The sequence below is a fragment of the Acidovorax sp. Leaf73 genome (genome assembly GCF_916855635.1).
GTDB lineage: Bacteria > Pseudomonadota > Gammaproteobacteria > Burkholderiales > Burkholderiaceae_C > Acidovorax > Acidovorax facilis.
Window position 1 is genome coordinate 16666 of record NZ_CAKASI010000003.1, and the last position, 24773, is coordinate 41438.

Below are 24773 nucleotides of genomic sequence, written 5' to 3' on the forward strand. Positions count from 1 at the left end.
TCTGAAACCCCTCTCTGTAAGGACCCCATGCCGAAACTCGCATCATCCCCCCGCACGCGCCTGAGCGCGCGAACTCCTATCCTCCTTTGCATTGCAAGCGCTGCGGCGATCCTGTTCTCAGGCTGCGCCACAACAACGCAGCCGGACCCGCTGGAGCCAGTGAATCGAAAGATGTTTTCTTTCAATGAAGGCGTGGACAAGGTGGTGCTCAAACCAGTGGCCTCGGCCTACAAACAAGTGGTGCCCGCTGCGGCCCAGACAGGCATCTCGAATTTTTTCTCGAACCTGCAGGAGCCGTGGTCGTCGGCCAATCTGATGCTCCAGGGACGGGTCGGTGATAGCGCCTCAACACTCGCCCGTTTTGGAACGAACTCCACCGTGGGGGTCCTGGGACTGATGGACGTCGCTACAGGTTGGGGCATGCCCGAGAAGAAGGAAGACTTTGGTCTGACATTGGACACCTGGGGTGTTGGCACCGGTCCCTATATGGTGCTGCCCATCTTTGGCCCCTCGAATCTCCGCGATACTTTGGCCTCACCCGTGGACAGCATGGGCAACGCAAAGGGGCACATTGCAAGCGTATCGGTGCGCAACACAATGACCGTGGTTCAGGCCGTCAGTGGACGCGCGGAGCATCTGGAAGCTAGCAGACTGATGGACCAAGCAGCTTTGGACAAATACCTGCTGCTCAGGGACCTTCATTTGAAGCGACGCAATCGTGCGCACGGTGAGGGGGATATCTTGGCTCAGGGAAGGGGCGACAGCGGGGACGGTCGACTTCCTGAGTGAATGCGAAAAAATGGTAAAAGCATCTGTTTGGACGGGGCGTATCGCACTACCGGGTATCTGGTCTTTGTCGACATTCCTCGGCTGCGAAGTGAATGAAACTGCGAAGCTTTGTCGCGACGCGACGGTCTGTTGCGTAGATCAGGTGCAAGGGCTGGGAAGGAGCCCTGCAACTTGGCAGCAGTTCCACAAGGCGCGTCGTCCAGGGCTGATCGGAACACCTCCAGTGGTGGCAATACGATGCCCATGCCCGCCACGACGGCGTTCAATAGCGGCTCACCACGGTCCGCCGTCACGCGGCTTGTTGGCACCAGCGCCAAACCGACCGCCAATGCCAATCCAGCTTTGACCGTCGGGGGCTCGCCGCAAAGGTCAAAGCTGATGAGAGTTCTACGTCGTCCTCGGGTGATCACACCGCAATCGGCACATTGGGGCAAATCTGGTCAATCCGGCACCGACGCCAACAGACTTAGCCCGGATGGATATCGGCTGAGAAACACCGCCTAGTTGGCGGGATGGCAACCGTCCAACTTCTCGGGGCAGTTCATTGTCGGTGCGATTCACACCTCAAGCGTTTAGTGTCCGCTTTTACTGGCCGCCATCGGCTGCTATTGGCCGATAGCACCCATTCGTGACCGATTTACGAACGGCAGCAACCGCTGCACCACAGACCGCCAACGCGGCGGCTTCAGGCTGGTTGTGGTCGTTCAGTGTGAATCGCCCAATGACTGGTCCGGTCAAAAGCGGAAATTTGCCAACTCACGTACCCTGTGGTTAGAAGTGGGTACGATCGCCCGTGGACGCGCAATTGCGCGTCGGAGCGACTGAATTGCCGACTAGATTTCAGTCTGCTCGGAGATTTCAAGCGCATCATCCACCTCAATGCCGAGATAGCGCACAGTGGACTAAAGCTTGGAGTGACCAAGAAGAAGCTGCACAGCGCGCAAGTTCTTTGTTCGCCGGTAGATCAGCGTTGCCTTGGTTCTCCGCATAGAGTGCGTGCCATATTCTGCTGGGTCAAGACCAAGCTCCTCGACCCAGCTACCTAGTATCCGCGCGTACTGTCGCGTCCCCAAGTGCGGTGAGTCGTGAATGCGGCTCGGGAAGAGGAAGTCGTCGGACTTTAGCCCTGCAACCTTGATCCATTTCTGCACAGCGTCACGGGCAACTGCTGTGATTTCAAATTGGACGGGGCGTTGAGTCTTGTGCTGCATCACGACAGCGCGGGTTGCAACTTGCTCACCGTGGCAGATGTCCCGAACTTTGAGGGCAACGAGGTCACAGCCGCGAAGCTTGCTGTCGATACCAAGGTTGAAGAGAGCAAGCTCGCGAACGCGATTTTCCATCTGAAGGCGCACGCGCAGTGCCCAGATATCTTTGAGCTTGAACGGAGCTTTCTGACCGACAATCTTGCCTTTGTTCCAAGGCTCATGGCGAGAGGCGTTGGCTTCGGATCCCATGATGGTCTCCCATCGAGTTGAGGGGAGAGGACGATGCTCCTGATCGAATTCAAAGTCTTTGCTTCTGCTCAACTAGCTTGCTGACTCGCAAGCAGCATTGGCCGACTGTCTGCTCAGCATTCCGGGGGATGCGGGTGTCTGCCGGACCGTGTCGAGTAGTGCTCCACAATTCTCGGCAACTTTCTGCAGTATCCGGGACGACTGAATTTGGATAGGCCGATGACCGCGATTCCCGAAAGCTGACTATCCCCTCTTCGCCGAGAAACCGACCACTGGCCTTGGTGTCTGACCTTGACGAACTTTAGGGTTCATCAAGCAGGAGAATACCTCCACGACGGTTCATGACGAAATCACCTGCACCATGACGCGTGAACTTTTGCACCTCCCCGCCTTGCGCGGCGGCTTTCTCGCCCTGTTGGCGGCGGTTCTTTTCGGCATCAGCACGCCTGCGGTCCAGAGGCTAGGTGCAGGGCTGGGGGCGTTCACGACGGCCACGCTTCTGTACTCTGGAGCAGCTGCAGTCGGAGCCTTGTCCTTGCGAACTGCAGCCCACGAGGCAAGGTTGCAGAGATCCGACACCTGGCGCCTCATAGCTATGGCGGGGTTCGGTGCCGCCCTGGGCCCGGTCGCCCTGGCCTGGGGCCTGCAACACACGAGCGGCGCAAGCGCATCACTCATGCTCACGTTGGAAGCGCTGTTCACCGCCACGCTGGCATGGTGGCTGTACAGCGAAACTATGGATCGCCGAGTGTGGGCCGCCATGCTCTTGCTGTTCGCAGGAGGAATGGCGCTCGTTCTGGACCAGGCCCAGCAGGGGGGCGTGCAGCTGATGGGACTACTTGCCGTGCTGCTGGCCACCGTCGCCTGGGGGGTGGACAACACCCTGTCCCGTGGGCTGGCTGAGCGCGACCCCAGCCAGGTGGTGATGGCCAAGGCTACCTTGGGCGCCGTCGCGACGGCAGCATTGGCTGTTTCTACGGGTGAGCCCTTGCCGTCGTTGTATGCGGCACTCGGGCTTCTCGCCGTTGGCGCCACGGGCTACGGCCTGAGCCTGCGCTTTTACCTTCTTGCCCAGAGGGCGTTTGGTGCGGCGCGGACGGGCTCGGTGTTCGCCTTTGCGCCCTTCATTGGCGCTGCCGTGGCCTTCGGCTTCGGGGACCGCTCTGCGGGATGGTTGATGCTGCTGGGCGGGGTACTGATGCTGGCGGGAGTGGTACTGCACTTGACGGAAAGACATGGTCACGAGCACACGCACGAAGTGCTTGAGCATGAGCATGCCCACCGGCACGACGATGGGCACCATTCACATGTGCACGATGTGATGCCAAGGGGCAGCCACAGTCACAAGCACACCCATGAGCCTATGACCCACGCTCACCCCCACGCACCAGATGTGCACCATCAGCACGTTCACAGAACCTCTTGAGTTCGACCGGATAGCGATGGACATACGCGGTCTGCATCTGACAGGATCCGTTGTCGGATCTGGCGCTAGTCCTTACCTCTTCCAAGAACGCAGCAGCAACGCATTGGTCACCACACTCACGCTGCTGAGGGCCATAGCTGCTCCCGCCACCATGGGATTCAACAGGCCAAATGCAGCCAAGGGGATCCCGACCACGTTGTACGCGAATGCCCAGAAAAGGTTCTGACGGATCTTTGCGTACGTGCGCCGGGAGATGTCGATGGCATCTGCGATCAACGCGGGGTCACCATGCATCAGCGTGATCCCCGCAGCATGCATGGCCACGTCGGTGCCCGTGGACATGGCAATTCCCACATTCGCCGCAGCCAGAGCGGGCGCGTCGTTGATGCCGTCACCCACCATCGCAACGTGCCTGCCACCTGACTTGAGCTGCGCCACGATATCCGCCTTGCCTTCCGGCAGCACATCAGCACGAACCTGATCGATGCCCAACGCGCGGGCTACTGCGCTTGCGCTTCCCTTGTTGTCCCCGGTGAGCAGGACGGTCTGGATGCCCAGAGCATGCAGTTGGGCAATGGCCTGTTGTGAGCTGGGCTTCACTGTGTCTCCAAATGCCAATAAACCCATCACTTCTGGCGCATCGGTCACGTCAGCCAACCAGGATACTGTGCGGCCCTCTTGTTGCATCTGTGCTGCAGCCCCGGTCAGACTGGCCATGTTGACACCCAACTCCTCCATGTAACGTGTACTCCCGAGGCGGATCTGGCGTCCTTCGATGACAGCAGACATGCCTCTGCCAGCTACCGCTGTGACCTCAGTGGCACGAGGAACGGTCACACCCTGGGTGCGTGCAGCGTCCATCACGGCCTTTGCCAGTGGATGCTCGCTGCCGTTCTGAATGGCCGCAGCAAACGGCAGCAACTGATCCTGGAGGCCTTCGGCAGGCATCGCAGCCGTCAAAGTGGGCTTCCCCTCGGTCAGGGTACCGGTCTTGTCGAACGCCACGGTGTCTATGCGGTGGGCAACCTCCAGTGCTTCTGCATCCTTGATCAGAATACCGTGGCGTGCTGCAACGCCGGTGCCCGCCATGATCGCGGTGGGAGTAGCCAAGCCCAGCGCACAAGGGCACGCGATCACAAGTACCGCGACGGCATTAAGGATTGCCTCCTCCCAGTTGCCAGTGGCGAAGCCCCAGCCCATCAGTGTGATGGCAGCAAGGCCGAGCACCACAGGCACAAAGACTGCACTCACTTCATCCACTATCCGCTGGATGGGAGCCTTTTTTGCCTGGGCCGACTCCACCATTCGCACGATGCGAGACAGGGTCGACTCAGCGCCAATGGCGGTCGTTCGTACAAGCAGTAAGCCTTCTGCGTTCACGGCGCCCCCCGTCACCTTGTCGCCGACATGCTTCGCCACAGGCAGGCTCTCCCCGGTGATCAATGACTCATCCACCTGGCTGGCGCCTTCGATCACCGAGCCATCTACTGGGACTCTCTCCCCAGGGCGGACAACCACCGTATCACCTACTTTCACGCGTGAGAGTGGTAGATCAATGTCACCGGCATCAGTGCGCACACGCGCAATTTCTGGGCGCAGCGCATGCAGCGCCCGGATCGCTTCCGTGGTTTGCCGTTTGGCTCGGGCTTCCAGCCACTTCCCGAGAAGGACTAGCGTGACGATGACAGCGGAGGCTTCAAAGTACAGGTGGGGCGTCCCGTGCTCAGCGTGCTTGAACAGCAGGTACAAGCTCAAGCCGTACCCGGCCGACGTACCCAATGCGACCAGCAGATCCATGTTGCCTGCGCCTGCACGAAGAGCCTTCCAGCCAGCGCGGTAGAACCTCGCGCCCAGCCAGAACTGCACAGGGGTGGCCAGGGCCAGTTGAATCCAGCCGTTGAGTGTCCAGTCTTGACCGAACAGCATGCCAAGCATGGGCAATACCAGGGGGAAGGACAGACCAGCGGCTAGAGCGACAGGCCACCAGGGCGCCGACTGCTTGTCGTGTTCAGTGGAAGTGCTCGTATCCGCAACCTTTGCCTCATAGCCCGCCTTAACAACGGCGGCTACCAGGCGTTCGGGAGGCAATCCTGCATCGAAACGAACCTGCGCACGCTCCGTGGCTAGATTGACTTCCGCGTGCTTGACGCCTGGTACACCCTTCAGCGCTTTTTCGACACGTCCCACGCACGACGCGCAGGTCATCCCACCGATCAACAGCTCCACGGACTCTTCCGCTATTGCGTATCCAGCCTTTTCGACAGCCGCAGCCAAGGCCGGGACCGGCACCGTGGAGGCGGCAACCACGGAGGCGCGCTCAGTAGCAATATTCACGGTCACCTCACGGACCCCAGGGACGGCTTTGAGGGCCTTTTCAACCCGTCCAACGCAAGAGCCGCAGGTCATGCCAAGTATCGGAAGATTCAGGTGTGCGATCGATAGTGAGGCGGACGGCCCCGCTTCATGGGCAGAGGTATTCATAGCAATCTCCATGTGGTGTTCAACTCCGGCGTTAACCGGCAGAGTTCGAACTTTCAGGGTTGACACGATGGGAGACGCAAGCGAGCCGGCGCTCCTTGTTTGGATATCTATCTGGCCACTTGACCTTGCCCCAGTGGCAAACCGGAGACTGAAAGCCTCTTAACTTTTTCCAAGAGGTGAAAAATGCATCAATTCCAACTCCCCGACATGACCTGCGGACACTGCGCTGGTATGGTGAGCCAGACGCTTCAGATGACAGACCCTGAATGCAAAGTGCAGGTGGACATGTCCAAACGCATGGTCACTGTGCAAAGTGCGGAAGATCGCAAGACACTGGTCGAGGCACTGACCGAAGCTGGATATCCGCCCGCCTGATCTAGGCTTTACAGAACGTAATACTCAGAGCGCTTGACATTGACACGGTGGTAAGGACGAAAGTCCTTGCTACCGTGTTATTCCATTGCACAGGAGCATCCATGACCACACTCATGAACATCGGCGATGCAGCCAAGGCGGCAGGCGTATCGGCCAAGATGATCCGCCACTACGAGCAAACAGGTTTGTTGCCGGAAGCTGAACGCAGCGAGGCCGGATATCGAAAATACGGTGAGCGTGAAGTCTCGGTACTCCGCTTCATCCGGCAGTCGCGCCGCCTCGGCTTCTCCATGCCCCAGATTGCAGAGCTGATCGGCCAATGGGGCGACACACACCGCACCAGTCGGCAGGTAAAAACTATTGCCGAGCGCCATCTGGCAGATCTGGAGGAAAAGCTACGGGAAATTGTCGAGATGAAATCGGCGTTAGAGCAGTTGGTTTCTGTGTGCGCAGGGGACGATCATGCCCATTGCGCCATTCTGGAAAACCTCGCCGCAGACAGTCCCTCGGCCCCTAATCACAGTGCTAGCTTTGTCAAACCGAAGCGTCGCGGTGCCAAGGCATCCACTGCTCACTCTGGGGTGGCCGACAAGCCGACAACCAGTCATTTGGATCTCATGACTTGGATGCGTGGCGTACATGTGCATCGAGGCGCGCACTGACCTAGATAGCCAAGAGCCTTCCACATGAAGCGGCTGCTGCTGGCCTCCATGCTTAGGCGGCCGCGTATCGAGGATCATGACTTTTTGCGCTCCTTGCCCAGCGCTTGCTCCTGAGAGTTGACGGAAAGCCTGACTTGGGGAGTACCGCTAACAGGAACGCGGGCGACACAGTCGCCATCGCAGTGTCGATGTAGTTAGAAGCGATTTTTCCCTACCGGTTTGACTACGTGTGGTGAGGGGCGCCCCCTGGGGGCGCTCTCTACCCCAGCCTCCTTACTTGGCAGGTTCGATGGCGGTAACGACCATCTTTCCGCCCTCGCTGACAACCATGAAGCGGATTTTGTCGCCCACTTGTGTCTTGTCGAGCAAGGCCTTGTCCTTGGCTGTGAAAACCATGGTCATGCCCGGCATCTCCAAATGCTTGATGTCACCGTGCTTGATGGTGATTTTTCCCGCATCCTTGTCGATCTTGCGCACCTCTCCATCTGTCATCGAGGCGGACGTCATGGCAGAGGGTTTACCGGCTTCGGCCGAGGCCTGCGCGATCGCGGACATCGGCAAAAGAGTGGTCAACGATAGCGCGATGCTGAGCAGAAAGGTATGTGCGTTTTTCATATGAAATCCTTGTTCAGTGGATGAGAGAAATAGCTTCTTACTTCTTGACCACAGTGATCTGGCCTTTCATACCCGCGTCGTAGTGGCCCGGATAGAGGCAGGCAAACTTGACTTCACCAGCCTTTGTGAACTGCCAGATGATTTCGCCTTGTTTGCCAGGAGCAAGAGAAAGCTTGCTGGGTTCGTCATGCTCCATATCCGGGAATTTCTTCATCGTTTCGTAGTGTTCCTTCAGCTCGGCCTCGGTTCCCAAGCTGAATTCGTGTTTGACCTGACCACTGTTCTTGATCACGAACTTGATGGTTTCTCCCTGTTTGACGGATATGGCAGCAGGTGTGAAGCGCATGGTGTCAGCCATGTCCACGTTGATCGTGCGGGTCACCTTGGCAGCCTTGCCGGGTTGACCAATGGCTGACTCCTCGCTTCCGTGGCCGTGACCGCCGCTGTGGGTACCGCCCGCAAAGCTGTTGAAAGACAGAGCCACCAGGGTTGAGGCAGCGATCAGAGAAAGAGTGCGTTTCATAGTTAGCTTGGGTTGTGAACGTGGAATGGAGACGATCAGTGGCCACTGTGTGAGGACGGCTTTTTGACCTTGACGATGGTGTCCGAGCTGGGCTTCTCTTTGAGGGGCATAGACTGACCACCCTCGGCCTTGAATCGGGCAGGCTCAGCACTTGGGCCGGTGTACTCATAGGCCACCGTACCCACTGGGTTCTTGTACCAACCCGGGTTCTTGTAGTCACCAGGCTTCTGGTCGCGGCGCACCTTCAGGACACTGAACATGCCACCCATCTCGACCGACCCAAAGGGGCCTTCCCCAGTCATCATGGGAATGGTGTTGTCCGGAATGGGCATCTCCATCTCGGTCATGTCGGCCATACCCCGCTCGCCCATCACCATGTAGTCGGGGATCAGATTGTTGATCTTTTTGGCCACGCCTCGGTGGTCCACGCCGATCATGGTTGGAATGTTGTGTCCCATCGCGTTCATGGTGTGGTGGCTCTTGTGGCAGTGAAATGCCCAGTCGCCTTCTTCGTCCGCGACGAATTCGATTTGGCGCATCTGGCCCACGGCCACATCGGTGGTTACCTCATAGAGACGGGTGCTCTTTGGCGTAGGACCACCATCCGTGCCTGTGACCAAAAACTCATGGCCATGCAAATGCATGGGGTGATTGGTCATGGTCAGGTTGCCGACGCGGATGCGTACCTTGTCGTTGTGCCGGACGTTCAATGAATCGATGCCAGGAAAGATGCGGCTGTTCCATGTCCACAGATTGAAGTTCAGCATTTCCGCGACCTTGGGCGTCGCGGCGCCGGGTTCAATGTCGTAGGCGCTCAGGAGGAAACAGAAGTCGCGTTGCACCTCATCAATAAGGGGATGTTTGGCTTTGGGGTGGGTGATCCACAAGCCCATCATTCCCATGGCCATCTGCGTCATCTCATCGGCATGCGGGTGGTACATGAAGGTGCCTGGACGGCGTGCCACGAATTCGTAGACAAAGGTCTTGCCAGGCTGAATGGCGGGCTGATTAAGGCCCGCCACGCCATCCATGCCATTGGGCAAGCGCTGTCCATGCCAGTGGATGCTGGTGTGCTCGGGCAGCTTGTTGGTCACGAAAATGCGAATGCGATCACCTTCCACTACTTCGATGGTGGGGCCAGGACTCTGGCCGTTGTATCCCCACAGGTGGGCCTTCATACCTGGGGCCATTTCTCGCACCACCGGCTCTGCCACCAGGTGGAACTCCTTGACCCCTTGATTCATGCGCCAGGGCAGCGTCCAGCCATTGAGCGTGACCACCGGGTTGTAGGGGCGCCCGGAGTTAGGCACCAGAGGTGCCATGGTGTCCGCGCTGGTTTGGAACACAGGCTCAGGGAGAGCGGCCATCGCCACCCTGCTCACACTCGCTGCCGCCACGGCCCCTCCAGCAATGCCAGCAAACCGGAAAAAATCTCTTCTTGAATTCATGATGGTTTCCTTGAGGGGATCAGTGGCCTGCACCAGCCTCGGCAGCGGCTGCACCGCCGCCCGAGACGCCAACGCTGGTGGGCTTGCCAATGAGAGACGCCTGGAGAGCGGCGTCCGCCAGCCAGAACTGCTGTTCGGCGTTCAGGGCCGCCATCACCGAGTTCACCTGATCGCGGGAGTCAGCAAGCAACTCGAAAACGCTGATCAGCATCCCGTTGTAGCGAAGCTGGTTTTCTTCGGAGATGGTTTTTCTCAGAGGGATCACCTCGTCGCGGTGGTGGCGCGCGATTTCATACGCCGTGCGGTACGCGGAATAGCTCTCGCGCAAGTTCGAGCCTGCCGCGCGACCTGCGGCCTCCAGGCGGTTGGCAGCGGCCAGGGTTTGCGCGTTCATGGCATCGCGTCGCATGCCACCCCAATCGAAGATCGGCAGCTGCAGACTGATCTCGAAGCCGCGCCGTGTGGCGTGGGTGTTCTCGGCTGCATCGAAGACAGAGTCGCGCCGTACACCCAACTCGATGTCCGTGAAGGTCGTGATCGTGTTCCAGCCTTGCGTGCGTGCGGCTGCGTCGTAGTCGGCCTTCGCGATCTGCAGATCCAGACGTCCCTTGGACGCCTGGCGGCCAGCGTCCGATGGGGACAGCGGCTCCTTGGGTAGTGTGGGCAGGCGCTCAGGCAACGTGAGCTGTTGGGCTTGGTTGTCGTCCAGGCCCATCAGCCGCACCAGCTCCTCACGGGCTGCGGTGACCTGGTGCTGGGCGGTGGCCAGCTGAGTCGCTGTGTCCGCATAGAACGCTTGCTGGCGTGCACGATCAAGCTTGTTGAAATTGCCCACCGACTGCATGCGCTTGGCCAGTTCAGCACTGGCTTGGGCGCTGGCGAAGACCTGTTGGGTGTAAGTCAGCGTCTGTTGTGCGGCGACAGCGCGGACCCAGGCCTGGCGCACCTGTGTCACTTGGTCCACCACGTCGCTACTCAGGCGTAACTGGGTCTTTTTGATTTGCTGCTCGGCAATACCTTTGCGTGTTGGCAAGGTCAGCAGATCCAGCAGGCCGAAGGACAGGAGGCGACCGATTTCCGTCTCGCTACCCAGGCGAACCCGCTCCAGGCTCAAAATGGGGTTGGCGATGCGGCCGGACTGGGCTGCTGTGGAAGCGTCCGCCCAGTTTTGGGCCACGAGGGCCTGCATGGATGGGCTATTGACCAATGCAAGTTGCACGGCATCCTTTTGGCTCAGCGGTTTGGACAGCAAATCCGAAGCGCGCTGGCGCAACGCGTCTTGCTCCTTCTTGTCTCGGGCCAAGGTGAGTTTGCCGTCCGTGAAACTGCTTGTCGCTGCATTGGCGCTGGAGAGGTTCTGCTCCAAATTCACGCTGGCGCAGCCAGACAAGACCGCAACTGCCGCCACGGCGATCACGAGTTTGGTGCGAGGCGTGTGCACGGGGCCGCTCATTGCTTGCTCCCGTGGTGCGCGTCGTGGCCCTGGGCGGGCTCATCCTGCCCGGTTGTCGGCACTGTCTGGCGCATTTCCTTTGCATAGGTACGCCATCCTCCGATCTCGCCCACCTTGTCATTGGCCGCTTTCCAGGGCTGGACGGATTGCTCTTTGTAGGCCTCGTAGCCCGAGAGGGCTGATCGGTACGAAAGCTGGTAGTCCACCTTCGCGGTGTCACCCTCTGTCATTTGTGAAAATGCCAGGGACGGCACCATCAACCCAGCGGCCAGCCAGCGGTTTGAGCGAGTACGTGAAAGCCAGAAAATTTTCATAGGTTCACCATGCGTTCTTGATGCTGATCATTGTGTGAGCCACTGGCTTCCAACGACATAACGGCTTTATTACATCTTTGTTATGTTCAAGAAAGCCTGCGATCTGCGAGCACACTTGCGGCCACACGCAGTGCTGGGGTTACCGCATGAAAATTTTGATCGTCGAAGATGAAATCAAAACTGGCGAGTACCTGCGCCAAGGGCTGCGCGAGGCGGGGTTCAATGCCGATCTGGTCCACAACGGCGTGGATGGCCTGCACTTGGCAAAGAGAGGTGACTACGACCTGGTGATCCTGGACGTGATGCTTCCAGGGATGGACGGATGGCAGGTGCTCTCCAGCCTGCGCCGTCATGGCCAGGCGATGCCCGTCCTGTTTCTCACAGCAAAGGACCAAGTCCAAGACCGGGTGAAGGGCCTGGAACTTGGTGCCGACGACTATCTGGTCAAACCTTTTTCTTTTGCCGAGCTGCTAGCGCGCGTGCGCACCATCCTGCGGCGCGGTCGCAATGGCACGGAGGTGACGGTCCTGCAGGTGGCCGACCTCGAACTCGATCTTCTGCGCCGACGCGTAAGTCGCTTGGGCAAGCGCATCGACCTCACTGCCAAGGAGTTCGGACTCCTGGAGTTGCTCATGCGCCGCCAAGGGGAAGTCCTACCTCGCTCCCTGATTGCATCTCAGGTATGGGGCATGAATTTCGACAGCGACTCCAACGTGATTGAGGTTGCGATGCGGAGGCTTCGGGCCAAGATCGATGACGCCTACGACACCAAACTGGTCCAGACGGTGCGGGGCATGGGATATGTGCTTGAGGCACCTCAGGAGCCTGTGTGAAAGTTGGCTACTCGCTCACAACACGACTGACGGTCTTTTTCACTTTGGCCTCCGGGGTTGTGCTCGTCGGGCTGGGGACCCTCGTAGCTATCTCGATTGACAAGCATTTCGTGGAACTGGACCGGGATGCACTGCGTGACAAGATTCACCTGACACGCGAAGTGATTGGAAAAGCCAAATCGCCCGAGGACCTGCAAGTACGGCTGGACGACGTTCTGCATAGCCATGCAGGTCTATACGTCAGCGTGCTGCAGGGGACGCAACCGCTTTACTCGACAGCAGACTTCCAGTTTCCACAGGACCTGACCACCCGGACCCAAACAGCTCGCTTGGGAGTTGCGTCGTGGCAAACCAAGGACGACGAGTACCGGGGAATGTCCGAATCCGTGCTGTTACCGGGCTCCTCTGCTCCGCCGCTCCAGATCTGGGTCGCATTGGACATTGCACACCACAAGCATTTCATGCAAGGCCTCATTCAGGTGCTCGTGGGCTATGTGGCACTGGCAACGCTAGTGGCCGGGGTCCTGGGCTGGTGGGCCGCCAAGAATGGCTTGGCCCCCCTTCGCGCCATGCGGTCTCGCGCTATGGCTATTACGGCACAGCGGCTAGACGAGAGGATGCCCACTCAAGAGTTTCCTGTAGAGATGGCAGACCTTGCTACCACTCTCAACGAGATGCTCCGCCGACTGAAGGAAGAGTTTGATCGTCTGTCCGAATTTTCTTCGGACTTGGCCCATGAGCTGCGTACGCCCATTAACAACCTGATGACGCAGACGCAGGTAACGCTCAGCCAGAACCGGTCGCCAGGGGAATACCGGGACATCCTGGCCTCTAACGCCGAGGAATACCAGCGCCTGGCCAGGATGATCGCCGACATGCTGTTCCTGGCGAAGGCTGACCACGGGCTCATCCTACCCAGCTTGGAAAAAATCGCAGTTCACGATGAAACGCAGGCTCTGTTTGACTTCTATGAGGCGCTCGCCGAAGAGAAGCAGGTGCAGTTAAAGCAATCTGGAGAGGCCGAGATCTCCGGTGATCGGCTGATGCTTCGGCGGGCCCTTAGCAATCTTCTCTCCAATGCGATCAGATATACGCCGCCTGGCGAAGACGTAGTCATTGACATCAAGGGGGACCTTCAAGGAACCACAGTGAGTGTCCTCAACACAGGGCCGACTATCGATGAACAGATGATTCCTCGGCTGTTTGACCGATTTTTCCGGGCCGACAAGTCGCGAAGGCAACTGGATTCAGATGGAGCAGGTCTTGGTCTGTCTATCACCCAGGCCATCGTTCATGCGCATCGTGGCCACATTTCGGTGACTTCAAGCCATGGCAAGACGTGCTTCTCCATGTTTTTCCCGATGGGCTGAGCGTTGTAAACCATGCGACGCAGATGGATGACCACCGCAAAGCTCATTGACGCCCAAACCTGAAGGACTCAATAGGCACCACCTCACGAACAGCCCAGGTGTGAACGTCCAGACCCATTCACTTAAACGCTTGACATTCCCATCGTGTTAAGTCCTATCGTTTCCACAAGGTCCCACACGATTTCGTTGACCCCCCTCGGAGAGCACTATGAACCACGACCACACCGCAGAGCATCCGGACGCTACAGCCCCTACTGGGAGCAGCAAAAAATTGATCGGAGCAGTGATCATGCTTGCGTTCATCGGTGTCTTTTTTCTTCTCAGAGAGCACTGGTCGCATATCGCTGGCTATTGGCCCTACCTGCTGTTGCTGGCGTGTCCCCTGATGCACTTTTTCCATGGACACGGGGGCCACGGTTCACACAAAGGCAGTTCGGGCCAAAAGTAACCCTGCTCAGGACACCCAACACACTAACCGGAGTTCCATCTATGTCATCCCCAACATCGCACGAGCACTCCCATCACGAACACCACCATCATGATGGGCAACACGGGAATCCAGCTGCGCCGTCCTTGGGGCTGAAGGATCCCGTGTGTGGGATGGGTGTGACAGAACAGTCGCATCACTCGACAGAGCATGAGGGAAATCGCTACTACTTTTGCAGCGCCAAATGCAAAGCACGCTTCATGGAAGCGCCGCAAAAGTTTCTCTCGACTCCTATCAGCGAGAGCACGCATCAGCCCGAGCCCGAAGCGGCACAACCGGGCACAACCTACACCTGCCCAATGCACCCGGAGGTGCAACAGGACCATCCTGGAAACTGTCCCAAATGCGGCATGACATTGGAGCCCATACTCCCCACGCTGGATGAGGGAGAAAACGCCGAGCTCGTGGATTTCCGGCATCGCTTCTGGTGGACGCTGCCCCTCACCGTCGTGGTCACTGTTCTGGCCATGGTGGGGCACCGGCTGCAGTGGTTCGAAATGGCCACACAGAGCTGGATTGAGCTGGTGCTGACGGTTCCCATCGTGCTGTGGGCTGGCTGGCCCTTCTTTGTGCGTGGCGCCCAGTCCATCGCCAACCGCAGTCCCAACATGTGGACGCTGATCAGCCTGGGCACCGGTGCCGCTTTCGTCTACAGCGTAGTCGCCACCGTGGCGCCTGGGGTATTTCCAGCCTCGTTCCAGGCCATGGGCCGCGTGGCGGTGTACTTCGAAGCTGCAGCCGTCATCATCTCTCTCACGCTGCTGGGTCAGATGCTGGAGCTCAAGGCGCGCTCGCAGACTTCGGCCGCCATCAAGTCGCTGCTGGGCCTGGCCCCCAAGACCGCGCGGCGTATTGACGCCAACGGTCAGGAGAGTGATGTTCCCTTGTCCCATGTCCATGTGGGAGACCTCTTGCGCGTGCGCCCCGGTGAGAAGGTGCCGGTGGATGGCGTGGTGGTCGAGGGGAGCAGTGCAGTGGACGAAGCCATGCTCACTGGTGAGCCGGTGCCCATCGTCAAAGGGCCTGGTGATGCAGTTATAGGTGCCACGCTCAATACCAACGGGGCACTGGTGATCCGGTCCGAGCGGGTTGGCTCCGCCACCATGCTGTCCCAGATCGTTCAGATGGTTGCGCAGGCACAGCGCTCACGGGCTCCCATGCAGCGCATGGCCGACCAGGTGGCGGGCTACTTCGTGATGGCCGTGGTGGGTATCGCGTTGCTCACACTCTTCGCGTGGGGCCTGTTCGGTCCGGAGCCACGCTGGGTCTACGGCCTGGTCAATGCAGTTGCGGTGCTGATCATCGCGTGCCCTTGTGCGTTGGGCCTGGCAACACCCATGTCGATCATGGTGGCTACCGGCCGGGGGGCGACCAGCGGCGTGCTGTTCAGGGACGCGGCAGCCATCGAGAACCTGCGCAAGGTGGACACGCTGATCGTGGACAAAACCGGAACGCTCACCGAAGGCAAGCCCTCCTTCGAACGTGTGGTGGCCATGCCCGGTCTGTCCGAGGATGAGGTTCTGCGCCTGGCGGCCAGTCTGGACCAAGGCAGCGAGCATCCGCTGGCCGATGCCATTGTTCAGGCGGCCCGCGCCAAGGAGTTGGTTCTGGACAAGCCCGAGGACTTCGAGTCCGGGTCGGGCATCGGTGTACGCGGGCGTGTCTCCGGGCGCCAACTCGCCCTGGGCAACACGGTCCTCATGGAGCAGGTGGGGGTTTCTGCAGATCCGCTGCTTTCGCAGGCAGAGGCCTTGCGCGCCACAGGCGCCAGCGTGATGTACCTGGCGGCCGACGGCCAGCTTCAAGGCCTGCTGGCGGTCTCGGATGCCATCAAGGCCAGCACGCCGGAAGCGCTGGCGACCTTGCATGCGGCGGGACTGCGCATTGTCATGGCCACGGGTGACGGCATGACCACTGCCAAGGCGGTGGGGGCAAAGCTGGGGATTGATGAGGTCCATGGTGAGGTCAAGCCTGCCGACAAGCTGGCTCTCGTGTCGCGGCTGCAGGCCGAAGGCCGTGTCGTTGCCATGGCGGGGGACGGAATCAACGACGCGCCCGCCCTTGCCAAGGCGGATGTGGGGATCGCGATGGGCACCGGCACCGATGTGGCGATGAACAGCGCACAGGTCACCTTGGTCAAGGGCGATCTGCGGGGGATTTCCACAGCGCGGGAATTGTCGGAGGCAACGGTGGGCAACATGAAGCAGAACCTGATGTTTGCCTTCCTCTACAACGCGCTGGGCATCCCGATCGCCGCAGGGCTGCTGTATCCCTTCACCGGATGGCTGCTGTCGCCAATGATTGCGGCCCTGGCGATGAGCCTGAGTTCTGCGTCGGTGATCACCAACGCGCTGCGGCTGCGCAAGGGCTGAGGAGGGGCTGCTTGCACGGACTTGATCTGGGTTAAGTCCGTGACTGGCATTCTGGATACCATTCGCACCATGATCGCTGTCAGGAACACCGTGTTGCGCCAAGGACGCTGGATAACCAGCGTTCTGGTCGCGGTGTTGCTTCTGATGCAGTTCGCGTTGGCCGCCTATGCCTGTCCCAAGCTGGACTCCGCAGCCCATGCGGCATCGATGCAAAAAGCGGGCATGGCCATGGAGGACTCAGTCGGCATGCCCTCCATGCCCGATTGCCACGCTATGGCGGGAACGATGGATGAGCAAGATCCTCAGCTGTGCCGAGCCCATTGTGACGGCGACAGCTTGTCTTCCCCCTCGCTCCAAGGTCTCGATCTGCAGGCGCTCGCGGCGCACGCCATCTGGGTCGCCTATGTGCTGCCTGTAATCCTGGACTCCGAGAGCCCTATTGACCCTCGGGCTGTCTACGCAGAGCTGGACAGTCGAGCGGGATCTCCCCCCATCTATCTGACGCATCAGGTCTTTCGGAATTGATCGTGCACGTCTTGCGCGCTGCCTTGCAGCGTATGCGCAGGTCTGACTTCGTGCCCCTTCATTTCGAGGACCATCATGCCCATCATCTCCTTTGGCGCTCCATGCGAGCGCTTGCCTGCGCAACTGCGCATTTCTCACGTTTCCCAGCGCATCTGGGTGCCAAACCCCGGGAATGTGCGTTTGACCGCTTCGTGGCTCATGCTGGCCGGCATTGTCTTGGCTGGCAACCAGGCACACGCCCTGGGCTTTTCCGAAGCCTTGGATCTGGCGGAGCAGCACAGTCCCCGCATCACGGCCCAGCGACTGCAGGTTGACGCGGCCAGCAGTTCCCAGAAAGCGGCTGGAACCCTGCCGGACCCCAAGCTCTCAGTCGGAATCGAGAACTTTCCCATCAGCGGCATGGACCGCTTCAGCCTCACACGCGAGTCCATGACCATGCAGCGCCTGGCGCTGATGCAGGAGGTGCCCAACCGCGCCAAACGAGATGCCCAGATTGCCGGTGCCGAGGCCAAAGTGGAACGCGAGCGCGCAGCCCTGGGCGTCCAGCGTCTGCAGATCCGCCAGGAGCTGAGCCAAGCCTGGATCATGGCCCAGGCCATTGAACAGCGCGCCCAGGTGCTCGCCGGTCTACTGAGTGAGAACCAGCGCCTGCAGGACAGCCTGCTTGCCCGCATCGCGGGGGGGACGGCCCAGGCGGGCGATCTTCTCATGGCCAAGCAGGAAGCGCTTGCGCTGTCGGACCGCAGGGACGAACTGCAGCGGGACCGCTCCAAGGCCAGGGCGATGCTGCGGCGGTGGGTCGGAGCCCGAGCCGACGAGGCGCTGCAGGGAACTCCCGGGCCGCTGAGCCGCCCTTTGGATCAGCTGCGCTCTGAGGTACACCGCCACGCGGAACTAGCGCAGTACCCGGCCATGCAGGCGATAGCCTTAGCGGAAACGCGCGAAGCCCAAGCAGAAACCAAGGGTGATTGGTCCTGGGAAGTCGCCTACAGCCGCCGCGACCGTCGCTGGGGCGACATGGTGTCTTTCCAGGTGACCTTTGACCTTCCCTGGCAACAGGAGCGGCGCCAGGGACCCCAGATCAAGGCCAAGCAGCTGGAGCTGCAGCGCCTGGAAGCTGAGCAGGAAGACGTGACCCGCAGGCACCTGCAGGAGCTGGAGGACAGCGCCTCAGAGCTGGCGTCACTGAACAGCCAGATCGAGCGGCTGCAGTCGGCTGGTATGGGCCTGGCACAGGGGCGCGCTGAACTCGCGCTGGCCAACTACCAGGCCGCCAAAGATGACTTGAGCGCCGTGCTGGCGGCTCGGGCTCAAGTGCGGGAGTCGCACTGGCGGCTCATTGAGCTGCAGGCACAGCGGGACACCGTGATTGCCCGCCTGAACAGCCTGATCGCGGACTGAAGGGAGAACAACATGACCAATACCGTTTTCAGGAAAACAGTTGTGGCTGTGGCACTGGTTGCTGCAGGCATTGCCCTCGGCTGGGGAGTCTCCCAATGGCGCATCGCAAGCAGTCATGCACCTGGCGCTACGCCCGCATCTGCAGAAGCTGCGAAGACCGACCGCAAGGTGCTGTACTGGTACGACCCCATGGTGCCGACGCAGAAATTCGACAAGCCTGGCAAATCGCCCTACATGGACATGGCCCTGGTTCCCAAGTACGCCGATGAGGACACTCAACAAGGCGCAGGATTGAGCGTCTCCGCCCAGGCGGTGCAAGCCCTCGGCCTGCGCACCGCCATGGTGGAGCAGCGCGACATTGGGGCTGATGTGGATGTGCTGGGCACGGTCCAGCTCAATGACCGGGATGTGAGCATCGTCCAGGCGCGTTCTGCTGGATTTGTGGAGCGTGTCTATGCCCGGGCCCCGGGCGACGTGGTGGCAGCAGGCGCGCCATTGGCCGATCTGCTGCTGCCTGAGTGGGTGTCTGCGCAGCGCGAGTTCCTCGCTGTCCGGGCGCTTAAGGACGAATCGCTAACGGCAGCAGCGCGCCAGCGGTTGTCACTGCTGGGCATGCCTGCCTCGCTGGTGGCCCAGGTGGAGCGCACGGGCGAACCTCAGGGCCGCTACACGGTGACCTTTCCACAGGCGGGGTTGGTGGCCGAACTGATGGTGCGCCAGGGCATGACGGTCGCTGCTGGGGCCAGCCTGGTGCGCGTGAACGGCCTAGCCAGCGTCTGGATCGAGGCCGCTGTTCCCGAAGCGCAAAGCGGTCCCTTGCAACTGGGGCAGGACGCCCAGGTGCGCCTGGCCGCGTTTCCGGGCGAAACCCTCAAGGCGCGTGTCGTGAGCATCCTTCCAGAGGCCAACAGGGACACCCGCACGGTGCGCGTGCGCCTGGAGCTACCCAACCCCACCCAGCGCCTGAAGGCGGGCATGTCCGGGCAAATTGTCCTGGCTGGACGCACACAGCCAGCGCTGCTCGTCCCCAGCGAAGCGGTGATCCGTACCGGCAAGCGGGCCCTGGTCTACGTGGTGGACGGCCCCGGAAAGTACCACCCCGTCCAGGTGCAACTCGGCGCCGAAATCGATGACCGCCTTGTCATACACAGCGGGCTGACCGCAGGGCAACAGGTGGTCGCCTCGGCGCAGTTCTTGATCGACTCGGAAGCCAGCCTGCGGGGTATCGTGCCCGCACAGCCTCAAGCCATCGGCGCGCAGCCGATCAGCGAACAGAGTCCATCGGCCCCGGCTGAAACAGCCGCCAGGAGTTACACCGTGCGGGGAGTGGTCGATGAGATCACACCGACCGAGCTGACCCTCACCCATGAGGCCGTGCCTGAGCTGAAGTGGCCCGGCATGACCATGCCTTTCAAGCTGGCAAACCCGGAGCTGGCCAAGGCCCTGAAACCCGAGCAGCAGGTCAAGTTCACCTTCCAGCAGCAAGGCAAGGACTTTGTGATCACCGCCGTGGAAAGGATCAAGCCATGATCGCGCGTCTGATCCACTGGTCGGTGGCGAACCGATTCCTGGTTCTGTTGGCGACCGTGATGCTGACCGCCTGGGGCGTGTGGGGCGTGCGCAGCACCCCCGTGGACGCTCTTCCCGATTTGTCGGATGTCCAGGTCATCATCCGCACCTCCTATCCTGGTCAAGCACCGCAGATAGTGGAGAACCAGGTCACATACCCGCTGTCCACCACCATGCTGTCCGTCCCGGGCGCCAAGACGGTGCGAGGTTTCTCGTTCTTTGGCGACTCATTCGTCTACATCCTGTTCGAGGATGGTACGGACCTGTACTGGGCGCGCTCGCGGGTGCTGGAGTACATGAACCAGGTGCAGGGACGACTACCCGCTACGGCCAAGTCGTCGTTGGGCCCGGATGCCACTGGGGTCGGCTGGATCTTCCAGTACGCCCTGGTAGACCGCACCGGCAAGAACGACCTGGCCCAGATGCGCGCCCTGCAGGACTGGTTCCTGAAGTTCGAACTCAAGAGCCTGCCCAACGTCGCGGAAGTGGCCTCTGTCGGAGGTATGGTCAAGCAGTACCAGGTTGTGCTCGATCCGATCAAGCTCGCGGCCCAAGGGCTGACTCAGGGGCAAGTGCGCGAGGCCATCATGGGAGCCAACCAGGAAACGGGGGGATCGGTGCTGGAGTTGTCCGGGGCCGAGTACATGGTGCGCGCCAGCGGCTACCTCAAGACGCTGGACGACTTCCGCGCCATCCCGCTGGTGTCGCGCGCCGGGATTCCTATTCGCCTGGGCGATGTCGCGACGCTACAAATCGGGCCGGAGATGCGGCGCGGTATCGCGGAACTCGACGGCGAGGGTGAAGTAGCCGGTGGCGTCGTGATTCTGCGCTCTGGCAAAAATGCCCAGGAGACCATCAAAGCCGTCAAGGCCAAGCTCAGTGAGCTTCAAAGCAGCCTGCCCAAGGGCGTGGAGATCGTCACCACCTACGACCGCAATGCACTCATTGAGCGTGCGATCCAAAACCTCGCCACCAAACTTGTGGAGGAGTTCATCGTGGTGGCCCTGGTCTGTGTTCTGTTTCTCTGGCACCTGCGCTCTGCGCTGGTCGCCATCATTTCTCTGCCTCTGGGGATCATGGCGGCGTTTCTGGTGATGCGCTACCAGGGCATCAACGCCAACATCATGTCCCTGGGCGGGATCGCAATCGCCGTGGGCGCCATGGTCGATGCAGCAGTGGTCATGATTGAGAACGCTCACAAGAAGCTGGAGGCCTGGCAGCACAAGCATCCCGACCGCCAGCTGGTGGGGGAAGAACGCTGGAAGGTGATCACCGAAGCTGCCGAGGAGGTCGGCCCCGCGCTGTTCTTCTCGCTGCTCATCATCACCTTGTCCTTCGTGCCGGTCTTCACGCTGGAAGCGCAGGAAGGCCGCCTGTTCGGACCGCTGGCGTTCACCAAGACCTATGCGATGGCCGCAGCAGCGGCTCTCTCGGTCACGCTGATCCCTGTCCTCATGGGCTACTGGATCCGAGGGCGTATCCCTGACGAGCAGAAAAACCCCATCACGCGTGCGCTGATTGCCGTGTACCGGCCTTTGCTGGAATGGGTTCTGCACCGTCCGAAATCCACCCTGGTTATCGCAGTGCTCGCACTGACGACCACGATCTGGCCATTGACGCGTTTGGGGGGTGAGTTCTTGCCCAGGCTTGATGAAGGCGATCTGCTGTACATGCCTTCGGCGCTCCCGGGCCTTTCGGCACAGCGGGCTACCGAACTGCTGCAACTCAGCAACCGGATGATCAAGACGGTTCCCGAGGTTGAACGCGTCTTCGGCAAGGCTGGCCGAGCAGAGACAGCCACCGATCCAGCCCCGCTGGAAATGTTCGAGACCACGGTGAAGCTCAAGCCCAGAGATCAATGGCGTCCAGGAATGACGCCCGAGGGCCTGATCGAAGAGTTGGACAAGGCCGTCAAGATTCCCGGCCTGTCCAACATCTGGATTCCGCCCATCCGTAACCGCATCGACATGCTGGCCACGGGCATCAAGAGTCCCATCGGGGTCAAGGTGACCGGCAACGACCTGGAAGTGATCGATGGGATCGCTGCACAGGTCGAGCAGGTCGCCAAGGGCATTCCGGGAGTGAGCTCGTCACTGGCCGAGCGCCTGACTGGGGGCCGCTATGTCGATGTCCGCATCGATCGCACGGCCGCAGGTCGCTACGGGCTGAACGTGAGCGAGATCCAGGCCGTGGTCTCCGGGGCCATTGGCGGTGAAAACGTCTCGGAAACCGTCGAGGGCCTGGCCCGCTTCCCGATCAACCTGCGCTACCCACGTGAGTGGCGAGACTCGCCAGAACGCCTGGTGCAGTTGCCCATCGTCACCCCCATGGGGCAGCAGATCACGCTGGGTACGGTGGCCAGCATCTCCATCACCGATGGTCCGCCCATGCTCAAGAGCGAGAACGCCCGTCCATCGGGCTGGGTGTATGTTGATGTGCGGGGACGAGATCTGGCATCGGTGGCCAATGACCTGCGCGATGCGGTGAGCCGACAGATCAAGCTGCAGCCAGGAGTCAGCATCACGTACTCTGGCCAGTTCGAGTACCTGGAGCGGGCCAATGCTCGCCTCAAGGTGGTGGTACCAGCCACCTTGCTGATCATTTTCGTGCTTTTGTACTTGACCTTCTCGCGCATGGGTGAGGCGGGACTGATCATGGCGACGTTGCCATTCGCGTTGACCGGGGGCATCTGGTTCCTCTACCTGATGAACTACAACCTGTCCATCGCCACCGGTGTGGGCTTCATCGCCCTGGCGGGGGTCGCGGCAGAGTTCGGGGTGGTCATGCTCATCTACCTCAAGCAGGCACTCGCAGAGAGATGTCCAGACGGCAGGCAGCCCACACTGGAAGAGCTGCTGGACGCGATTCGGGAAGGTGCCGTGCTGCGCGTGCGACCCAAGGCCATGACCGTGGCAGTCATTCTGGCGGGCCTGGTGCCCATCGTGTGGAGCAGTGGGACGGGCTCGGAGGTCATGAGCCGCATCGCGGCCCCCATGCTGGGCGGAATGGTGACCGCGCCGCTGCTGTCCTTGTTCGTGATTCCTGCAGCCTATGTGCTGATGAGAAAGCCGAGAAAACGCGATCTGCTGGACGCTGAGGCTTCGTGAGGCTGGCTTTGGTGGCCCCTTGGGGGCATCGAGTTTGCAAATCGAGAGGTTGCGTGGCGACGCCAGGCAATGCAGCCTCAATCGAACTGGTCTCCATGGCCTGGGTGTCGCTCAAAGCGGCGCCACCCGGTCAGCGGTACCCCCTGTCGCTGTCGCTGAAAACCCGATAAGAGCACCGTCGCCGATGTCAATGGCATCCAGTTGAGCTATCGATCAACCATGGATGCACAAGAACCGAACACATGCCCATTCGTGAGATGCGTCGTGCTTGGGGGGCGGCAGTAACGGGCTCAGGGACAACGCGCCTTGCGCTGGTTGATTCAGGAAGGCAATCTACAAAAGAATCTCAATGAGATTTGCGGCGAGCGCCCCTCAGGACGCTCGCGGGGGCTATTTGGATGGCATGGCCGCCTGGCGATCCACCATCATTTGCATCATCTGTTCCATCATGGCCATGCGGCGCTCCATTTGAGCGTGCATACCCATCATGCCTCCCATGCCCGGGTTTCCAGAGGCTGCAGGTGCGGCAGGTTTGGCCTGTGCCCCTTGCTGCATCATCCCCATGCCCATGCCCATGCCCATGCCACCAGAACTACCCGCGCCCATCATGGCCATGCCGGATTGCATGAGCTTCATGTGCTCATCCATCAGTGCGGATCGTTCGGCGGGAGTCTTGGCCACCTGCATTTTTTTGTGCATTTCCTGCATCGCCTTCATCTGGCGATCAAAGGCGTCCGGTGTTGGCGGGGTAGTAGCTGCCGGGGCGGACTGGACGGCTACGCCACCGCTCTGCGCATCACCGGGGTGGTGGCCTGCGTGTTCGTCCGCAGGTTTTGGAGATTGCGCGATGGCACAGCCCGCCACGAAAAGGGTTGTCAACAGCCCAGCGACGATATTCAGACGCATGATGGTCTCCTTGTTGGTTCAACTGCAGCATGACGACGTACGGTTCGCAGCGCCTTGATTCACGTCAACAGAGGCTGTGGACCGAGACGCACAGCAGCCACCAGTTGTTCGGCTCGATGAAGTCCCCACCACGGCGTCTGCTTTGTATCCGGCACGCTCAAGTGCAGAGCGGACAAGCTCCACAGTGCCGTCTTCGGCTTGCCCAGGAACGCGGACCTGCCGCGCGGCCACATCGATTTCTACTTCGACGCCCGCTGGCATTTGAGCCTGAGCGATTGCTCGACGAATGCGCTGAGCGCAACCGCCGCATGTCATATCAGGAACATTGAAATGGACCATGTGAGCCTCCTTTGGTTGATTCACTGTTTGACTATGAACCTTTCCACGATGAGAAGGTCAAGCTCATTCGCAAAGATCAACCGGGCATCAAGATCGAGAGCGGCACTCGCTCAGGCAGACAAGGCTATGCCGATTCGATCATGCTTTGCGAGCTGCATGCTGAGAGGCACTTAACGTCTTTCCGAGTCGACTGCGAAGCTCGCGAACCTGCTTGAACTGGCTTCAAGGCGCAACACGTGTCAGGAGCCAACGTATTGGTGTTCTCCATCTCCATCCAAAAAAATGGCCCACCGCTCCGAACGTCCGATGAGAGTTCGTCAG

Annotated in this window: 20 protein-coding genes and 1 pseudogene; 12 read left to right on the top strand and 9 right to left on the bottom strand. The window is 60.3% G+C overall.

The features are described from left to right. The first annotated feature begins 27 nt into the window (after positions 1–27). Positions 28–789: a VacJ family lipoprotein gene (locus tag LPA35_RS09905; protein WP_228896848.1), complete on the top strand. Its 762-nt coding sequence runs from the start codon at positions 28–30 to the stop codon at positions 787–789. An 833-nt stretch (positions 790–1622) separates the two neighbouring features. Here LPA35_RS09905 and LPA35_RS09910 read toward each other — a convergent pair. Then, positions 1623–2246: pseudogene (locus LPA35_RS09910) on the bottom strand (tyrosine-type recombinase/integrase). A 361-nt stretch (positions 2247–2607) separates the two neighbouring features. Between LPA35_RS09910 and LPA35_RS09915 the strand changes: the two are divergent. Continuing rightward, positions 2608–3672: a DMT family transporter gene (locus LPA35_RS09915; protein ID WP_228896849.1), complete on the top strand. Its 1065-nt coding sequence runs from the start codon at positions 2608–2610 to the stop codon at positions 3670–3672. A gap of 72 nt (positions 3673–3744) precedes the next feature. Here the strand turns inward: LPA35_RS09915 and LPA35_RS09920 are convergent, their stop codons facing one another. Next, complete coding sequence (locus LPA35_RS09920) at positions 3745–6153, bottom strand: heavy metal translocating P-type ATPase (RefSeq protein WP_228896850.1); 2409 nt, start codon at positions 6151–6153, stop codon at positions 3745–3747. 183 nt (positions 6154–6336) lie between these two features. On the opposite strand from LPA35_RS09920, the gene LPA35_RS09925 reads away from it, so the two are divergent. Then, entirely contained in the window at positions 6337–6528 is a 192-nt protein-coding gene (locus LPA35_RS09925) for a heavy-metal-associated domain-containing protein (protein ID WP_228896851.1), read from the top strand. A gap of 101 nt (positions 6529–6629) precedes the next feature. After that, a complete protein-coding gene (cueR, locus tag LPA35_RS09930; RefSeq protein ID WP_370641400.1) occupies positions 6630–7190 on the top strand; it encodes a Cu(I)-responsive transcriptional regulator in 561 nt (186 codons plus the stop codon). 273 nt (positions 7191–7463) lie between these two features. On the opposite strand, the gene LPA35_RS09935 is transcribed toward cueR, so the two are convergent. From LPA35_RS09935 to LPA35_RS09955, 5 genes are read right to left on the bottom strand one after another with little or no spacing between them, the layout of a single operon-like run. Next, positions 7464–7805: a copper-binding protein gene (locus LPA35_RS09935; protein ID WP_226445176.1), complete on the bottom strand. Its 342-nt coding sequence runs from the start codon at positions 7803–7805 to the stop codon at positions 7464–7466. Positions 7806–7842: 37 nt separating this feature from the next. After that, positions 7843–8328, bottom strand: coding sequence for a plastocyanin/azurin family copper-binding protein (locus LPA35_RS09940; protein ID WP_228896852.1), 486 nt, complete (start codon positions 8326–8328; stop codon positions 7843–7845). Between the two features lie 35 nt (positions 8329–8363). After that, positions 8364–9776 carry a multicopper oxidase family protein gene (locus tag LPA35_RS09945; RefSeq protein WP_228896853.1) on the bottom strand — a complete coding sequence of 471 codons (1413 nt, stop codon included), beginning with the start codon at positions 9774–9776 and terminating at the stop codon, positions 8364–8366. A 19-nt stretch (positions 9777–9795) separates the two neighbouring features. Beyond that, positions 9796–11229, bottom strand: coding sequence for a TolC family protein (locus LPA35_RS09950; protein ID WP_228896854.1), 1434 nt, complete (start codon positions 11227–11229; stop codon positions 9796–9798). Further along, complete coding sequence (locus LPA35_RS09955) at positions 11226–11543, bottom strand: hypothetical protein (protein ID WP_228896855.1); 318 nt, start codon at positions 11541–11543, stop codon at positions 11226–11228. Before LPA35_RS09955 ends, LPA35_RS09950 begins: the two co-directional genes overlap by 4 nt. A gap of 146 nt (positions 11544–11689) precedes the next feature. On the opposite strand from LPA35_RS09955, the gene LPA35_RS09960 reads away from it, so the two are divergent. The 8 genes from LPA35_RS09960 to LPA35_RS09995 all read left to right on the top strand — a co-directional run bounded on the left by LPA35_RS09960 (position 11690) and on the right by LPA35_RS09995 (position 23207). Beyond that, positions 11690–12376 (top strand): heavy metal response regulator transcription factor, encoded by a 687-nt coding sequence (locus LPA35_RS09960; RefSeq protein WP_228896856.1) that lies wholly within the window; start codon positions 11690–11692, stop codon positions 12374–12376. After that, positions 12373–13746, top strand: coding sequence for a heavy metal sensor histidine kinase (locus LPA35_RS09965; protein WP_228896857.1), 1374 nt, complete (start codon positions 12373–12375; stop codon positions 13744–13746). Before LPA35_RS09960 ends, LPA35_RS09965 begins: the two co-directional genes overlap by 4 nt. 208 nt (positions 13747–13954) lie before the next feature. Further along, the gene (locus LPA35_RS09970) at positions 13955–14194 is read left to right on the top strand and encodes a DUF2933 domain-containing protein (protein WP_228896858.1); all 240 of its coding nucleotides are present in this window, start codon (positions 13955–13957) and stop codon (positions 14192–14194) included. A 41-nt stretch (positions 14195–14235) separates the two neighbouring features. Continuing rightward, positions 14236–16605 carry a heavy metal translocating P-type ATPase gene (locus LPA35_RS09975; protein WP_228896859.1) on the top strand — a complete coding sequence of 790 codons (2370 nt, stop codon included), beginning with the start codon at positions 14236–14238 and terminating at the stop codon, positions 16603–16605. Positions 16606–16644: 39 nt separating this feature from the next. Continuing rightward, positions 16645–17130 carry a hypothetical protein gene (locus tag LPA35_RS09980; protein WP_228896860.1) on the top strand — a complete coding sequence of 162 codons (486 nt, stop codon included), beginning with the start codon at positions 16645–16647 and terminating at the stop codon, positions 17128–17130. Between the two features lie 198 nt (positions 17131–17328). Next, positions 17329–18531, top strand: coding sequence for a TolC family protein (locus tag LPA35_RS09985; protein ID WP_228897285.1), 1203 nt, complete (start codon positions 17329–17331; stop codon positions 18529–18531). Positions 18532–18543: 12 nt separating this feature from the next. After that, a complete protein-coding gene (locus tag LPA35_RS09990; protein WP_228896861.1) occupies positions 18544–20061 on the top strand; it encodes an efflux RND transporter periplasmic adaptor subunit in 1518 nt (505 codons plus the stop codon). After that, on the top strand, positions 20058–23207 hold the full coding sequence (locus LPA35_RS09995; protein ID WP_228896862.1) for an efflux RND transporter permease subunit: 3150 nt from the start codon (positions 20058–20060) through the stop codon (positions 23205–23207). Before LPA35_RS09990 ends, LPA35_RS09995 begins: the two co-directional genes overlap by 4 nt. Before the next feature lie 390 nt (positions 23208–23597). On the opposite strand, the gene LPA35_RS10000 is transcribed toward LPA35_RS09995, so the two are convergent. Together LPA35_RS10000 and LPA35_RS10005 are read right to left on the bottom strand one after the other, a co-directional pair. Next, entirely contained in the window at positions 23598–24113 is a 516-nt protein-coding gene (locus LPA35_RS10000; RefSeq protein ID WP_228896863.1) for a hypothetical protein, read from the bottom strand. A gap of 18 nt (positions 24114–24131) precedes the next feature. Beyond that, a complete protein-coding gene (locus tag LPA35_RS10005) occupies positions 24132–24452 on the bottom strand; it encodes a heavy-metal-associated domain-containing protein (RefSeq protein WP_255669595.1) in 321 nt (106 codons plus the stop codon). Between the last annotated feature and the right edge of the window lie 321 nt (positions 24453–24773).

Excerpts from the sequence above, each read along its gene's own strand:
- LPA35_RS09985 (WP_228897285.1), top strand. The coding sequence starts at position 17,329 with ATGCTGGCCGGCATTGTCTTGGCTGGCAACCAGGCACACGCCCTGGGC.
- LPA35_RS09960 (WP_228896856.1), top strand. The coding sequence starts at position 11,690 with ATGAAAATTTTGATCGTCGAAGATGAAATCAAAACTGGCGAGTACCTG.
- LPA35_RS09950 (WP_228896854.1), bottom strand. The coding sequence starts at position 11,229 with ATGAGCGGCCCCGTGCACACGCCTCGCACCAAACTCGTGATCGCCGTG.
- LPA35_RS09940 (WP_228896852.1), bottom strand. The coding sequence starts at position 8,328 with ATGAAACGCACTCTTTCTCTGATCGCTGCCTCAACCCTGGTGGCTCTG.
- LPA35_RS09905 (WP_228896848.1), top strand. The coding sequence starts at position 28 with ATGCCGAAACTCGCATCATCCCCCCGCACGCGCCTGAGCGCGCGAACT.
- LPA35_RS09915 (WP_228896849.1), top strand. The coding sequence starts at position 2,608 with ATGACGCGTGAACTTTTGCACCTCCCCGCCTTGCGCGGCGGCTTTCTC.
- LPA35_RS09995 (WP_228896862.1), top strand. The coding sequence starts at position 20,058 with ATGATCGCGCGTCTGATCCACTGGTCGGTGGCGAACCGATTCCTGGTT.
- LPA35_RS10005 (WP_255669595.1), bottom strand. The coding sequence starts at position 24,452 with ATGGTCCATTTCAATGTTCCTGATATGACATGCGGCGGTTGCGCTCAG.
- LPA35_RS09945 (WP_228896853.1), bottom strand. The coding sequence starts at position 9,776 with ATGAATTCAAGAAGAGATTTTTTCCGGTTTGCTGGCATTGCTGGAGGG.
- LPA35_RS09975 (WP_228896859.1), top strand. The coding sequence starts at position 14,236 with ATGTCATCCCCAACATCGCACGAGCACTCCCATCACGAACACCACCAT.
- cueR (WP_370641400.1), top strand. The coding sequence starts at position 6,630 with ATGACCACACTCATGAACATCGGCGATGCAGCCAAGGCGGCAGGCGTA.
- LPA35_RS09920 (WP_228896850.1), bottom strand. The coding sequence starts at position 6,153 with ATGAATACCTCTGCCCATGAAGCGGGGCCGTCCGCCTCACTATCGATC.
- LPA35_RS09990 (WP_228896861.1), top strand. The coding sequence starts at position 18,544 with ATGACCAATACCGTTTTCAGGAAAACAGTTGTGGCTGTGGCACTGGTT.
- LPA35_RS10000 (WP_228896863.1), bottom strand. The coding sequence starts at position 24,113 with ATGCGTCTGAATATCGTCGCTGGGCTGTTGACAACCCTTTTCGTGGCG.
- LPA35_RS09935 (WP_226445176.1), bottom strand. The coding sequence starts at position 7,805 with ATGAAAAACGCACATACCTTTCTGCTCAGCATCGCGCTATCGTTGACC.
- LPA35_RS09955 (WP_228896855.1), bottom strand. The coding sequence starts at position 11,543 with ATGAAAATTTTCTGGCTTTCACGTACTCGCTCAAACCGCTGGCTGGCC.
- LPA35_RS09970 (WP_228896858.1), top strand. The coding sequence starts at position 13,955 with ATGAACCACGACCACACCGCAGAGCATCCGGACGCTACAGCCCCTACT.
- LPA35_RS09925 (WP_228896851.1), top strand. The coding sequence starts at position 6,337 with ATGCATCAATTCCAACTCCCCGACATGACCTGCGGACACTGCGCTGGT.